Source organism: Spiroplasma sp. hyd1, assembly GCF_016082235.1.
GTDB lineage: Bacteria > Bacillota_I > Bacilli_A > Mycoplasmatales > Mycoplasmataceae > Spiroplasma > Spiroplasma poulsonii.
Map to the genome: position 1 here is coordinate 12593 of NZ_JXYY01000005.1, position 14929 is coordinate 27521.

17 protein-coding genes are annotated in these 14929 nt (G+C 29.3%); 1 reads left to right on the top strand and 16 read right to left on the bottom strand.

What is annotated here, in order from left to right:
• Positions 1 to 54 precede the first annotated feature (54 nt).
• The gene (gene rsmG, locus TS70_RS01280; protein ID WP_198049178.1) at positions 55 to 753 is read right to left on the bottom strand and encodes a 16S rRNA (guanine(527)-N(7))-methyltransferase RsmG; all 699 of its coding nucleotides are present in this window, start codon (positions 751 to 753) and stop codon (positions 55 to 57) included.
• 97 nt (positions 754 to 850) lie between these two features.
• Here rsmG and TS70_RS01285 point away from each other — a divergent pair, with 97 nt between their 5' ends.
• The gene (locus TS70_RS01285) at positions 851 to 1354 is read left to right on the top strand and encodes an isochorismatase family protein (RefSeq protein WP_198049179.1); all 504 of its coding nucleotides are present in this window, start codon (positions 851 to 853) and stop codon (positions 1352 to 1354) included.
• A gap of 32 nt (positions 1355 to 1386) precedes the next feature.
• Here the strand turns inward: TS70_RS01285 and TS70_RS08310 are convergent, their stop codons facing one another.
• The 15 genes from TS70_RS08310 to TS70_RS08325 all read right to left on the bottom strand — a co-directional run bounded on the left by TS70_RS08310 (position 1387) and on the right by TS70_RS08325 (position 14907).
• Positions 1387 to 1956, bottom strand: a complete 570-nt coding sequence (locus TS70_RS08310) for an HNH endonuclease signature motif containing protein (protein WP_198049180.1) — start codon at positions 1954 to 1956, stop codon at positions 1387 to 1389.
• Positions 1957 to 1966: 10 nt separating this feature from the next.
• Positions 1967 to 2368, bottom strand: coding sequence for a DNA-3-methyladenine glycosylase (locus TS70_RS01295; RefSeq protein ID WP_241460720.1), 402 nt, complete (start codon positions 2366 to 2368; stop codon positions 1967 to 1969).
• Between the two features lie 241 nt (positions 2369 to 2609).
• A complete protein-coding gene (nusG, locus tag TS70_RS08315) occupies positions 2610 to 3254 on the bottom strand; it encodes a transcription termination/antitermination protein NusG (RefSeq protein WP_198049181.1) in 645 nt (214 codons plus the stop codon).
• A gap of 37 nt (positions 3255 to 3291) precedes the next feature.
• Positions 3292 to 3738: a preprotein translocase subunit SecE gene (secE, locus tag TS70_RS08320; protein WP_198049182.1), complete on the bottom strand. Its 447-nt coding sequence runs from the start codon at positions 3736 to 3738 to the stop codon at positions 3292 to 3294.
• Positions 3739 to 3747: 9 nt separating this feature from the next.
• A complete protein-coding gene (gene rpmG, locus TS70_RS01310; RefSeq protein ID WP_071890193.1) occupies positions 3748 to 3897 on the bottom strand; it encodes a 50S ribosomal protein L33 in 150 nt (49 codons plus the stop codon).
• Positions 3898 to 3951: 54 nt separating this feature from the next.
• Positions 3952 to 4548 (bottom strand): RNA polymerase subunit sigma, encoded by a 597-nt coding sequence (locus tag TS70_RS01315; RefSeq protein WP_232332276.1) that lies wholly within the window; start codon positions 4546 to 4548, stop codon positions 3952 to 3954.
• An 8-nt stretch (positions 4549 to 4556) separates the two neighbouring features.
• Positions 4557 to 5288 carry a 23S rRNA (guanosine(2251)-2'-O)-methyltransferase RlmB gene (gene rlmB, locus TS70_RS01320; protein ID WP_127092319.1) on the bottom strand — a complete coding sequence of 244 codons (732 nt, stop codon included), beginning with the start codon at positions 5286 to 5288 and terminating at the stop codon, positions 4557 to 4559.
• A gap of 155 nt (positions 5289 to 5443) precedes the next feature.
• Positions 5444 to 6661, bottom strand: a complete 1218-nt coding sequence (gene trmFO, locus TS70_RS01325) for a methylenetetrahydrofolate--tRNA-(uracil(54)-C(5))-methyltransferase (FADH(2)-oxidizing) TrmFO (protein WP_232332277.1) — start codon at positions 6659 to 6661, stop codon at positions 5444 to 5446.
• A gap of 4 nt (positions 6662 to 6665) precedes the next feature.
• Positions 6666 to 8006 (bottom strand): cysteine--tRNA ligase, encoded by a 1341-nt coding sequence (cysS, locus tag TS70_RS01330; protein ID WP_198049183.1) that lies wholly within the window; start codon positions 8004 to 8006, stop codon positions 6666 to 6668.
• Between the two features lie 11 nt (positions 8007 to 8017).
• Positions 8018 to 9901, bottom strand: coding sequence for a tRNA uridine-5-carboxymethylaminomethyl(34) synthesis enzyme MnmG (gene mnmG / locus TS70_RS01335; RefSeq protein WP_443028830.1), 1884 nt, complete (start codon positions 9899 to 9901; stop codon positions 8018 to 8020).
• Between the two features lie 20 nt (positions 9902 to 9921).
• Positions 9922 to 11505 (bottom strand): methionine--tRNA ligase, encoded by a 1584-nt coding sequence (gene metG, locus TS70_RS01340; RefSeq protein ID WP_232332278.1) that lies wholly within the window; start codon positions 11503 to 11505, stop codon positions 9922 to 9924.
• Between the two features lie 109 nt (positions 11506 to 11614).
• Complete coding sequence (locus TS70_RS01345; RefSeq protein ID WP_040092807.1) at positions 11615 to 12070, bottom strand: hypothetical protein; 456 nt, start codon at positions 12068 to 12070, stop codon at positions 11615 to 11617.
• Between the two features lie 184 nt (positions 12071 to 12254).
• Positions 12255 to 13253 carry a type I glyceraldehyde-3-phosphate dehydrogenase gene (gene gap / locus TS70_RS01350; RefSeq protein ID WP_040092805.1) on the bottom strand — a complete coding sequence of 333 codons (999 nt, stop codon included), beginning with the start codon at positions 13251 to 13253 and terminating at the stop codon, positions 12255 to 12257.
• 132 nt (positions 13254 to 13385) lie between these two features.
• Positions 13386 to 14024, bottom strand: a complete 639-nt coding sequence (locus tag TS70_RS01355; protein ID WP_198049186.1) for a hypothetical protein — start codon at positions 14022 to 14024, stop codon at positions 13386 to 13388.
• The gene (locus TS70_RS08325) at positions 13996 to 14907 is read right to left on the bottom strand and encodes an ATP-binding protein (protein WP_040092802.1); all 912 of its coding nucleotides are present in this window, start codon (positions 14905 to 14907) and stop codon (positions 13996 to 13998) included. Before TS70_RS08325 ends, TS70_RS01355 begins: the two co-directional genes overlap by 29 nt.
• Positions 14908 to 14929 lie beyond the last annotated feature (22 nt).

Below are 14929 nucleotides of genomic sequence, written 5' to 3' on the forward strand. Positions count from 1 at the left end.
TTCCTCTCTTTGCTCTGTAACTAATAATTTTATATACTACTATTATATAACACTTTACCCAATTGGGAATTTTTTTATTTGATTAAAACTGCGTGGATATGGTTTTACTGTTGGTGCGGTTTTAATAAAATAACAAATATTACGTTCTCCTAATGGAAGAATATTTTCATATTGTGTCTGTTCTAACTTTAAATTTAAGGCCTTTAATGTTGCTTGTGCTGTTGCTAATTCGTTAACAATATTAGGTCCTTTATAACAAATAATTTTTCCCTGCACTTTAACCATTCGCACAACTAATTCTAACAACATTCCTAAATTAGCAACAGCTCGTGAGACAACATAATCAAACTGTTCAGAATGTTGTCAACTGTAATTTTCTGCACGAGCATGAACAATTTCAACATCATTTAACTGTAACTTGGTAATTAACCGTTGCAAAAACAAACAACGTTTTTCTAATGCTTCAATAATCGTTAATTTAATTGTTGGACAAAATATTTTCAGAATAATCCCCGGAAATCCAGCGCCACTCCCAACATCAACAACTTTTACTTTATCACCAAACGTATAATTTTTTAACACTAATGCTGAATCTAGAAAATGTTTAATATAAACATCCTCACGACTAACAAGGGTTGTTAAATTCATTACTTTGTTTTGCTCAATCAAATATTGATAATATTGTTCTAATTGTTCTTCTTGCTGTTGGTTAATAATAAGCTCAGAAAAATAATCATTAATTAGTTTGATCATCATAACCCCTCATAACTTTTAATTGCGTTAACATTATAACAAGATATTTGTTAATATATAAATAGATAATAAAAATTATTCAAAAGGAGAGTTAAAAATGACGAAAAAAGCGTTAATTGTTGTTGATTATCAAAATGACTTTGTTAATCCAAAAGGAGCATTATATGTTTCTGGAGCAGAAAAACTTCATCATCAAATTGTAAAGTTAATTAAAACGTTTCAAAATAATAAAGATTTAGTTGTTGCCACAAAAGATTTTCATCCCAAAGATTACTGTTCATTTACAAAGTGACCACCACATTGTCTTGCCAATAATTGAGGAAGCGAACTTTATCAATTACCAGAAAGTTATTTTAATAAAATTATTTTAAAAGGAACAGCACAAGACATTGACAGTTATAGTGCCTTTTTCAATGATAATCAAATTTCGAACGGTTTACATGAATTCTTACAAGAACAAAATGTGACAGACCTTGTCCTGGTTGGTGTTGCATTAGATGTTTGTGTTTCTGCAACTTTAACTGATGCTATTAAATTAAATTACCATGGTTATCTTGACCTAACATGTAGTGTTGGCCTTAACCCCCACATTACCTTTTAAAAAAATTATTATCTTAATAAATAATAGTTTGTTTAAAAATCATCATCGTCAAAATCAATGTTTTTTACCCGCATAATGGTTTCACCGTTTGGCAATTGACCAATCCGCCCGCTGCTACTGCCCCTTCATTTAACTTGATAATAAATAATTCCTTGAGCGTGTAGTAATTTTAACAACTCAATCCAATTGTATAATTGATCGCGATACATTCAACGCTTTTCGCTATGAGCTTCAATTAAATTACGATTATAAAAACTGTGTGGATGTGATCACATTCTAATTTGCCGCATTGTGTTTTCACGTTTTGACACAATTTCAAGATTTTCAGCACGATTATCGCGGGGATTACCATTAATATGATCAATCGTCATATTTGGTGGTACTTGGCCAATAAATAATTCAACAACTAATTTATGCAGCGGTTTTATTTTTGTTTTTCCTTCTTCACGACGACGAACTAAAAAATAATTTGTATTTTTTGGTTTTTTTAGTTCCTTAACTTTCTTTGTCATATTGTTACGAATACGACCCATATTACTAATCTCAAGATAAGGAAAATCAGGATGAATTTTTCAAATTTCTGTGTTTTTTGTTTTGTTCATTTTTAACCTCTTACTTTTTTGAAACTGCCTTATGATTGGTAATATAAAAACAATATGGTTTTAACTTAAAATTAGTTGCATAATCAATATTAACCCGTGGCGTTGTTGTAATGTCAAAAACACTTGGCGTTGTTTCTTGCCCTAAATATAGTGTTGAACTTTTGATAAGGTTAAGCCCATCATCAGTTTTATTAATTTTTAAATAACGTGACAGTTTTCCTGGACCATTTGCTAAATTAGGTTTACTAATAAAATTAGGAATTGTTTCATCAAGAATAATTTCACCAGCTCGTAACAAAACAGCACTCGGATAATCAACTTGATCAGTAACAATATTAAGACAAAAATACATCCCATAAATCATAAAAATATGGGCATAACCACCTTGTCAAAATAATGTTTCATTACGTAAACTTCGTTTATTGTTAAAACCATGATTAGCATCATCGTTTGGTCCATCATATGCTTCTGTCTAAATAATTTTACAAATATTTTTTTCCCATCAATAATACGAATTAAATACTTTCCTAATAATTGTTTTGCAACAATAATAGCATTTTGCGAAAAAAAAAGCAGAATCTACTAATCATGTTAAATTTAACATTTTTGCGAAAAAAACATAACAAAAATTATTACTAATTTGTTATGTCTTCTTAACCAATCTTTTCACATTGGTCAAAATCAACTTCGGTGGAAGTTAAACGACCAAACATCTCTAAATTTACTGTTGCAATTCCTTTTGAAGTATCAATTTTTGTAACTTGTCCTTCCATATCAACAAAAGTTCCAGATAGAATACGAACATAATTGTTAACTTCAAAGTTTGCAACAAACACTTTTTTAACTTTTTTCCCTTGTTGTGCTGCTGCTTTTTTAGCTGCTAGTGATTTTGAAAGCATTGTTTTTGCTTCTTGGTCAGTTAATGGAAACGGTTTTGTCCCGCGTCCTGATGAACCAATAAACCCGGTAACACCAGTTGTATTTCGAACAATATATCAGGCTTCATCATTCATAATCATATTAATAAAAATATATCCTGGATAAACGTTTTTTTCTATTGTCTTCCCGTTTTTGGGTGGTACTGTCTCTTTTACAACTCTAATATCAAAAACAACATCTTTCATATTTAATGATTCTACCCGTTGAATTAAATCATCACGGACACGATCTTCGTGACCAGAATAACAATTAATTACATATCATTTTCCAGGATACTTCGTAACATCATCGAAATCTTCACTGTTATCCAGGTTATCATTATTTGCCTCTAGTTCTGTCATTGTGTTCTGTTCTGTCATTATTTTGCTCCTTTAATTTTTTCTTATCGTACTATTATTATATAATGCGCGCGACGATTAGTAAGTGGTGTAAAACTAAATCCAATACTAAATAAAATATTGCAAAAGCAATAATAAATAAAATTGTTATTAAAAATTTGCGTCCTAAACTACCTTTACTTGTCCAACGAATTCTTGTTACTTCTTTGGCCATTTTAACAGGAAATTCACGAAATGCTAATTTTCAATTTGTTCTTTTACTTTTATCGGAATGTTTACGTTTAAAAAGACCTTTTTTAATTGGCTCACCATTTTCGTCAATTTCTGGTGCAGTAATTTCTTTTTTTGTTCCAATTTGAATTGGCGCTGTTTTACTTGCTTTTTTTTGAAAAATTAGCGCTGCTTTCTCATTTTTCTTTTGCAGCTTTAACGCTTTTTTTTCTTCTTTTGTTAAAACTGGTTTAATTTCTTTTTTTGCGTTATCATCTTTCGCTTTTTTAGTCATTGCGAACACCTACCTTGTTTCTTTATGTTTCGTATGCTTGTTACATGTTTTACAAAATTTATTTATTTCTAACCGCTCTTTTTGTGTCATCTTATTCTTAAATGTTGAATAATTTCGATTTAAACATTCCGAGCATACTAATATAATTTTTTCGCGCATAATATTCACCATATTTAATTATAGTATATTAATAAAAATATTGATATACTTAATTTAATTATTTTTATAAAAATCCTTTGTTTTTTGCATAATTCGTTGCATTGCATTATCAACTTGCCAATAATCTAGGGCTAAAAGTTGATGAATATTATAAATATTTTCCCCTGCATACCATAATCGAAAAACTTCTTTTTCTAATGGTGATAACCGTTGATAAAATAATTTAATAACTTGTTTTTGTTCATCAAAACGCGCAATTTTTGTTGAAAAATATTCTTCATTGTTTGTAACATTATCATTTGCTAGTTTAACATAATAATTCAAAACGCGATTTCGCATATTTAAACATTGGCGAATTTGCTTATGAATATCTCATGTATAACGTTGAAAAATAAAATCTTTTAGTTTTTTCCGTGACTGAGGATTATACATTTTCGCACTTTCTAGGACAGAAAAATACTTCAAACTCTCTAAATCGGATAATTCAATTGGCAAAGCAAAATACTTATAAAACGTTCGTCGTTTTACCTCTTCTAGAAAGGGGGCATATAATTTATATAAATTAATTACCGCTTTATTGTTATGACCCTCTTGAAATAAATAAAGTAGTTCATATTCATTAATAAGCATCAATTCCTTTCTAATTACCATTTGTTTTATTACTGTAGCATTTTAATTTGATAAATTAAAATTGCACTCGCAACTGATACATTTAAAGAATCTAAATGACCTGTTGTTGGAATATAAAGGTTAAAATCAGAATGTTTTAGTAGTTTGGGACTAATCCCTGTCCCTTCGTTCCCAACAATTAAACAAACAGGGGTATCATATTTTAATTCGTGCACCTTTTGTGCATCTGTTGTTAAACTTGTTGCATAAATTCAAAAACCTTGTTTTTTTAAATATTCAACCGCATTTGTTAAATTATTTACCCGCGAAACAGGAACATAATTAAAAGCTCCGGCCGAAGTTTTTGCAACCGTGGCATTAATATCAACTTGCCGTTTATCTAAAATAATTACCCCATCAACATTAAACATATCGCAAGTTCGAAGAATGGCACCAAAATTATGCGGGTCAGAAATTTGGTCAAGAACCAATAAAAATGGATGCTTCTTTTGCAAAGCTTCTTGAGTTAGTGTTTCAAGCGAATAATTTTGCGGTTTTAAAATTTCTAACACTAAATTTTGATGTTTATTTGTTTTTACTAATGTGGTCATTTTATCAGAAGAACAAAAAGCAACCTTTAAATGGCGATCTTGGGTTAATTTTAAATAATAATCATTATTTTTACTTTGATCTAATAAATATAATTTATTAACTTTCATTGTTGGGTTTAATAAGGATTCAACAACGGGATTAATTCCATAAATGTATATATATTCTTGCATATTATCTTCCTTTTCCTATTTTATTATGCATAACCAATATTAATAAATTATTTTACAAATATTATAGTTCAATTTGATACTTTTTAATAGTTTCTTTTAATTTTTCGATTGCTCGCTGATAAATTGCCAAGTTTTTTGCTGCTTTACTTGGAAATTTAGGTTCCAAGACTGGGAATCCCAATATTTGCTTTCATTGATTTTAAATCCTTCTGTTTTGGATTAGTAACATAATTAATTAATGAACCCAAAACGGTTTCTGAAGGTAATTTAATTAACGGCAATTCCATCATATATTGATAAACATTTAAAGCACACAATAACCCTGATGCCGCGGATTCTAAATAACCTTCAACACCAATAATTTGACCCGCAAAAAAGATGTTACTATTTTGTTTAAATTGCAAATATTGATTTAAAATCTTTGGTGCATTAATGTAATTATTTTTATGTAAAACACCATAACGAACAATATCAACATCCGCTAAACCAGGAATAAATTGTTTAATAATTCGTTTTTGTTCTGGTCAGGTTAAATTTGTTTGTCAACCAACCAAATTATATAAACTATCAATCACATTATCTTGGCGTAATTGGACAACAGCAAATGGTTGTTCACCATATTGATTTAAAAGATTATTACTACTCATTGGACCATTTAACAAAATTTTTCGTGATGTTTGCGCCATAACTTCAATTGGTTGACAACCTCTAAAATATTTTTCAAAAGCAGGGATAATAACTCGCTTTGCATTAACTAGTTCTGTCACTAATTGGTCAAATTCTTGCTCTGTTAATGGACAAATAATATAATCTTTCTGTTCGGAATGGCGTGCCCCATAATATGCTTTCGTAAAATCAATTCCCGATTTTGTGATAATTGGTGCTGAACCATCATAATAATATAACGCTTTGTTTCCAATTAACTTTTTTAATTCTGTCTCAAAATTTGGACTAATTAATGGTCCTGCTGCAATAATGGTAACTTGTTGTGGGTCAATTGTCACAAATTCATCGTAAATAATAGAAATATTAGGATGATTCAATAATGTTGTTGTAATTTTTGTAGAAAACAATTCACGATCAACACTAAGAGCGTCATCTCCTGGTACTTGTACTTCATAAGTTGTTTTTAAAATTAATGAATCCAATAATTTTAATTCTTCTTTTAAAATGCCAATCGCATTTTCTTTTGACACACTACGAAAAGAATTAGAACAAACTAATTCGGCAAAAGTTTCTAATTTTTGTACCGAATTCTTTTGCTTGCTCTTTCCTTCATATAAGTTAACTTTTAATCCTCGTTTTGCTAATTGATATGCAATTTCTGAACCAGCTAAACCAGCACCAACAATATTAATTTCTTTTGTCTTCATAAGTTTAAAAAATATCTTTTTCTAATAAAACTTTACGAAGCTCATCAGCTTTAACAAAATCTTTGCTATCTTTAGATTTAATTCATTCCAATAAATATTCCCGAATTTCACCACTAATAACCGGTAATTTAAAATTAAAATTCATAATATTAAAAATAATATTATAAAAATCACTAGCTAATTGCAAATCTAACATTTTATTACGTAATTGTGTATTGATCATTTTTATCATCTGACTAATAATTGTCAAAACATTAGGGCTATTTAAATTATTAGCTAATTCAGCAAGAACCTTTTTAACATATTCACCGTGCTTTTCTAAATTATAACTTAAATCATATTCTGCTAAAAATAAATTAATTGCTTTCAAAACCTTTAAAATCTTGTCAATTTCATTTTGAACAACACCAATAATAGTATCAGTGACATTTAAAGGTTGCGTATAATTAGTTGCATATAACAAGTAGCGCAACGCATTAGCACCATATGATTTAATAAAATCACGAACTAAAATAGTATTATCTAATGATTTACTCATTTTTTCATCTGCAACATTTAAATGCCCATTATGCATTCAAATTTTACTAATTTCTTTTCCTTTATTTTTAGCAAAAAATTGAATTCGTTCATTTTCATGATGCGGAAAAACCAAATCAATCCCCCCAGCATGAATATCAATTGTTTGATGGTTAAAAAATTTATCAATTAAAACCGCACATTCTGTATGTCATCCTGGACGACCCCGATATTTTTGACCATTAATATCATAAAATGGAAACGAAAGCCCTGTCGAAGTATTTTTCCACAAAGCAAAATCATATTGACTATGTTTATTTGCATCATGTTCAATCCGTGCATTAACTTCTAATTCTGCTAACTTTTTATTAGCTAAACAACCATAAACTTCTTGATATTCTTTAATATTAAAATAAACATTACCATTAACTTCATATGCGGCCCCAATTTGAACTAATGCTTGAATAAAAATAACAATATCATTAATATGATCAGTAACCCGTACCCGCGCTGTTGGCGTTTTAACATTTAAATTAGTAACATCTTCTTCAAACGCTTGAATATAAAATTCAGCAATTTCTTGTTCCGTTTTATTTTCCATAACAGCTTTATTAATGATTTTATCATCAATATCCGTATAATTTTGCACATAGTTAACTTCAATCCCTTGAAATTGTAGAAAACTAACTAATAAATCAACACTAATAATAGCGCGCGCATTACCAATATGGATATAATTGTAAACTGTTGGTCCACATGCATAAATATTAACTTTTTTTGTTTGACCATAATCTGTAAAATCACGAGTCAAAGTATTATATAATCTCATACTTCACCCTCTTATCTATTTGATTCAAATTCCATTTTCTTCAAATGAAACAAAAGCATTTGAATATCAGCTGGATTAATCCCCGAAATCCGGTTTGCTTGGCCAATTGAAATAGGACGAATCTTTTTAAATTTTTCTCGTGCTTCAAGTGCCAAATTATCTACTAAATCATAATTTAAACTAGCAGGAATCAATTTATTTTCTAATTTAATTGTTTTTAAAGCAATTTCTTGTTCTTTTTTAATATATCCTTCAAAGCGAATGTTAATTAATAGATTTTGTTTTAAAAATGATTTTAAGTTTTGTAAAGGTAGTAACTTCTCTTCTAAATATTTTAACTCAATATTTGGTCGTTTTAACAAATTATATCCCGAGATTCGTTCCGTAATATTGGCAATTCCTAACGTTGCTAACTTTTGAATAATTGGTGATTTTACAGTAAAATAAGTATCTTTTAATAATTGGATTACCTCATTATAGTTTTTTACATTTGTTTGATATTCATTTCAACTTTGTTCATCAATTAAACCAAACTGATGAGCATATTTTTTTAACCGTTCTTCAGCATTATCGTTTCGTAATAATAAGCGATATTCTGCGCGAGAAGTTAGTAACCGATAAGGTTCTTCGGTTCCTTTTGTAATTAAATCATCAATTAAAACACCAATATAGGCTTGATCACGACGTAAAATAAATGGTTCTTGATTATTAATACTCAATACCGCATTAATTCCCGCCATTAAACCTTGGCAAGCAGCTTCCTCATAACCACTTGTTCCGTTAATTTGTCCAGCAGTATATAAATTCTTAATTCGTTTTGTTTCTAACGTGTGGGCCAATTGGGTTGGAACAATTGCATCATATTCAATTGCATATGCTCATTTTAAAACTTCAACATTTTCAAAACCAGGTAATGAACGGAGCATCTTATCTTGAACATCAATTGGCATTGATGTTGAAAATCCTTGCACATAAATTGTATTTAAACTCTTTGACTCTGGTTCTAAAAAGATTTGGTGACGAGGTTTATTAGCAAACCGAACAATCTTATCTTCAAAACTAGGACAATAACGTGGGCCAGTTCCTTTCACATTTTCAGAATACATTGCTGATAAAGGCAAATGATCTTGCACAATAGTGTGCGTGGTTGGGGTCGAATGAATTAATCAACATAATTTTTGTTCTTGTAACGGGGTAAATTTTTTGGTAGCATAAGAAAAAGCTAACTTCATATCAGTTCCTGGTTCTGGTTGTGCTTTCGTATAATCAATTGAAGTATTAAGAACACGAGCGGGTGTTCCTGTTTTTAGCCGAAATAATTCAAACCCTAAGTGTTTTAATTGTGTTGATAACCCCGCTGTTGTAATATCTCCATCAGGTCCTTGTGCCTTTTTTTCTTTTCCTTGTAAAACTAATGATTGCATATATGTTCCTGTTGTTAAAATAACTTTTTTCGCAAAAAATTGGGTTTGATCTTTTAAAACAACACCATAACAAACATTATTATCATCAACCAACAAACTTTGCACTGCTCCTTCATATAATTCCAAATTAACTTGGTTTTCAATAACAGTTTGCATATATTTTGCATATTTAATTTTATCTGATTGTGCTCGTAATGCTCATACTGCTGGACCACGAGAAGAATTTAATAATTTCATTTGTAAAGCAGTCGCATCAGCAACTTTGGCCATTTCACCACCAATAGCATCAATTTCACGAACAACAATGCCTTTTGCTGGGCCACCAATTGAGGGATTACATGGCATTAAGGCAATTTTATCTTTATGTAAAGTAATTAACAATGTTTTTTTCTGCATTCTAGCAGCAACTAAACTTGCTTCAACACCAGCATGTCCAGCCCCAATAACAATTACATCGTATTCTTTCATTAAAATCCCTCCTTTAAATTATTTTACTGATTTAATTCTGCTTCAATTCGTTTTAATTCTTGTTCAACATTTAAACGTTCAAATAAATTTGCTTTTTTCTCTATCCTTTTATTATATATCATTTCTTGACTTAAAATTGTTGAAAATGTTAAATTTTGTAAATCAATGTTAAAGTAATCCGCAATTTTTTGCGCGTGATCAATTAATACTGGTTGTAATAAAAAGGCACTAACAATAATAACATAAGCTAGCGTTGCTAATGTTGTATGTAATTGGGTTGTTTCTTGATTCTTTTCTAATTCTCATGGTTTACTTTCTTCAATATATTTATTTGCTTTATTACATAATTCTAAAACAATACTTAATGCTTTTGCAATTTGATAATTATTCATTACTATTTGATAATTTTTAATTGCTAACAAACAACTATCAATTAAATCATTTTTTAATGTTCCTTGCGATAAAAGTTCCCCATTAAAATATTTGCTAATCATATTACTGACACGTGATACTAAGTTTCCAATATTATTGACTAGATGAGTATTATATGATTCTAAAAACATTTCATAAGAAAATTTCCCATCATGATCAGTTGGAATTTCATATCCTAAATAAAATCTTAAAACATCACGACCATACTGATCAATTAAATATAATGGGTCAACAACATTACCAATTGATTTACTCATCTTTGTATCTTTGAATAAAATTCAACCATGGGATAAAAGTTTATTTGGCTGACGTAACCCCAAGCTTTCTAACATACTTGGTCAATAAATGGTATGGAACCGAGCAATTTCTTTTCCTAATAATTGCAAAATTTCAACATTTGTGTTATTTCAAAATTTATTAAATAATGTTTCATCTTCTGATAAATAACCTAATGCTGTTAAGTAATTAGATAACGCATCAATTCAAACATAAATAATATGTTTGTTATTTTCTAATGTTTTAATTCCTCACGAAAAAGTTGTTCTTGTTACTGACAAGTCAGTTAATCCTGGTAGAATAAAATTATTTAACATTTCATTTTTTCTAGCTTCTGGTTCAATAAAAGTTGGGTGAGCATTATAATAATTAATTAAAAACTGGCTATATTTTGAAACTTTAAAAAAATAAGTTTCTTCTTTAACTTTCTTTGGTTTGTTCCCGCACACCAAACATTGCTGCGTTATTTTATCTAATTGTGATTCTGTTAAAAACTCCTCACAACTAACACAATATAAGCCCTCATATTCACCTAAATAAATATCTCCTTTATGATATAATTTACTAAAAATCTTTTGAACCCCTTGTTCATGAGCCTGATCTGTTGTGCGAATAAATTTTGAATACTCAATGCCTAATTTATTTCATAATAACTTAAAATTATTAACAATCATTGTTGTAAATTCAAATGGTGTAACACCCGCTTCTTTTGCTTTCTTTTCAATTTTTTCACCATGTTCATCACTACCAGTTAAGAAAAAGGTTTCATAGTCATCTAACTTCTTATAACGGTTTAAAATATCCGCTAAGGTTGTTGTATAAGCATGGCCAATGTGTAATTGGGCACTTGGATAATAAATTGGGGTTGTAACATAAAATAATTTCTTGTTCTGACTCATAATATCCCTCTCATTTTTATAATTGCTAATATAAATTATATCGCATTTTCTGTTTATCAGATAAATAAAAAAATAGTTATCATTATAACTATTTTTCATTAACAATAATTTATCTTGTTACTTCACTTAGTTTGCGAGAAGAAATACTACGTAAGCCTTCTCCTAGCAATTCTGTCATTTGATAAGCAATATAAATAAAATCAATGTCATCAATACGATTATCGTAATTTTCCTTTAAAATCTTAGTTGCCTGTTTATATAATTTATTATTGTAAACTTTAACATCTAATTTCTCTTTGAAATAACTAAAAGATAATGTTTTAGCATTTAACAATAAGGAATCAATTCGCAGCGATAATGTTTTATAGGTGTCAGCTAACGCTAATTCCAATCGATATGTAAAATCATCTTCAGTAATAACACGACCACTATTTCGAATTCAAAGCACATTGTCATATAACAATTGAATCGGATTAGTGGAATCACGAATTTTTTCAATACTTAAGACTAATTTTAATTGGTCGCGAATATTATGAAAGTGTTTCTCTAAAATAGGATTCTTCATTTTAATAATCTCCTTCAATACTTCAGCCATTTAACAGCACTGTTATAAATACGCAAAAGGTATTATTATTCAGTTTTATTAATTATAAGATTAGTTTCTTATATATAATTATCATAACATAAGAAATATATTTTTCTAAAAAAATAAAAAACACTAAAAAATTTTTAGTGCTTCTTACTTTTAATTAAACTGTTGCAAAGTATAATAATGTTCGTACCATTTGTGATACATATGATATTTCGTTATCATATCATGCATATACTTTAACTAATTGTTTCCCATCAACTTCAATAATTTTTGTTAATGTGGCATCAAAGATTGATCCATGTGATTCGCCAATAATATCTGATGAAACAATTGGTTGCGTATTATAACCAAAAGTTTCTGACTCAGCTGCTTTCATTGCATTATTAATTTCATCAACTGTTGTTGTTTTTTTCAATTCAACTGCTAAGTCAACAATTGAACCGGTAATTGTTGGGACACGTAACGCCATTCCATCAAACTTACCTTTTAATTGTGGCAATACTAATGCTACGGCTGCGGCTGCTCCAGTTTTAGTTGGAACAATATTAGAACAGGCAGCGCGCGCTCTTCTTAAATCATCATGAGCTAAATCTAATAAACGTTGGTCGTTTGTAACAGCATGAACAGTTGTCATGTATCCTTTTTCAATTCCAAATTTTTCATCTAGAACTTTAGCCATTGGTGCTAAACAGTTTGTGGTACAACTTGCTCCCGAAATAACAGTATCATCTTTTGTGATATCCTTATGGTTAACATTGTAAACAATCGTTTTAACATCAGTTCCTTTTGCTGGCGCTGAAATTAAAACTTTTTTTGCTCCTGCTGTAATATGTTGTGAAGCTCCTGCTTTATCAGCAAATCTTCCTGTTGATTCAACAACAACATCCACTCCTAATTTCCCTCATGGCAAAGCGGTTGGATTTTTTTCTGCACAAACAACTACTTTCTTTCCATTAACAATAATAGCATTTTCTTCTGAAGAAATTTTTCCACGCATTCATCCCCCTTGGGCTGAATCAAGTTCTAATAATGTTGCTAATGTTTTTGCATCTGTTAAATCATTAATTGCGACAATTTCAACATTTTTTTCTTCAAATAATTTTCTAAATGCTAAACGGCCAATACGTCCAAATCCGTTAATTGCAATTTTTGTCATCTACTCTTTCTCCTCTACTAGTTTAATAACTTAGTCTGCAATAAAACATTGCATCCTTACTCTTATTTTACAACCTCGTTCCTTAATTTGCAAGAAATTTAGAAAATATCCAAATAAAGCAAGCACAAAAAACTAGAAATCTTCATTGTGAATTAAAAACTCATTTTCATCATCAACTGCTGCTTCAAATAATAATGGGTCACCATATAAATCTAATGCAATCGCTTCAAAAGCTAACAACGAATTTGCTTGCTTTAGCTTTTCAAATTCTTTCATATCCATTGCATAATATTCTGCCATTTCCGTTAATTCTTGTACTATTTCTGGCCGTGTTTTATGTTTTAATAAACTAAAAGAAGCTTCTAAACTACGATATGCTGGATCATCTTTTGCTAGCGTTTCATGCACAGCCAAATATTCGGCCAGAATTTTTTGTTTTTGTTCTTTTAAAAGATTGAATTTTTCTAATGATAAATAATGTTTATCAATAAATGCTTCTTTGTCTTGTTGTCATTCATTTAAAAATAAAATTCGATGTAAATCACGTTCAAAACATTCAAACTTAAGCTTATCATCTGGGTCTGGTTTATCATAATCAAATCAATAATTTTTAATTAGATATTCTTTTTTATCTTTTGTTATTACTTTAATCCCAACTTGTGGTTCATATCAATATTTTTGAACATCTAAATATAAAATATCTTGCACCTTATTTTTTTGATCATATCCTTTAAAAAAATATTTATGTAGTTCATACTTTAGCATAATCATTATCACTTCTCCTACTACTTCCAATCAATTCTAATTCTGTTGCCAGTCCTCGAATCCGATCAACAATCCGCAACGCTTTTACCTTATTAATTTCCTTATCACCAATTTCATTTTTAACATTAGCATAAATTGTTGTTAATGCAGTTGTTGTAAAATTAGAAGAAAAAAAAGTTGGTAACTGGCGGCTGATCCGATCATTTAAAATTCGAAATAATAAATCATCACGAACTCATGGTGAAACAGTTTCCCCACCAATGTCATCTAAAAATAAAACATCGGCTCGTAATAAGTCCACAACTAACGAGGATTCGTTATTAAAAATATTAAATGACTCTTTTACGCGGTTAATTAAATTAATTACTGAAATAAAAGCAACCTTCCGATTATTATTTGCTAAAACATTAGCTAATCTAATTAATAAATAAGTTTTCCCAACCCCCGGTTCACCATAAATATATAATCCTTTTTGGCGTTGTCCTTTAACAAATTTAACCATTTCACCAATAATCTGATGCATATTATTGAAGTTTTCATCTTTTTTAATATCATTTAAACGAAGTTTTAATAACTCATCACTAAAGTCATAGTAAAGATAATTATTTTTAACTTTGTTTACTTCGTTCAATGTTATAGTATGGTTACACTCAACCCGTGTTAAAAATAACTTGTCAGCTTCTTTTTTAAAATAATATTTATAACCTTTAAATTGTTGTTGACACAATAATAAATTCGGACTAGATTCACAGTAATGATAATTATTTAAATATTCTTCAAAGAGCGAACTAAACTTTTCATAATCATTAACATCAAAAGCAATTGCTTGCAAATTAAGCATTAACTCTTCATTACTCTTAATTTGTTCTAACAAATTTAGTTTTGTCATTCCTGTGTCTCCTCTTTTGAAA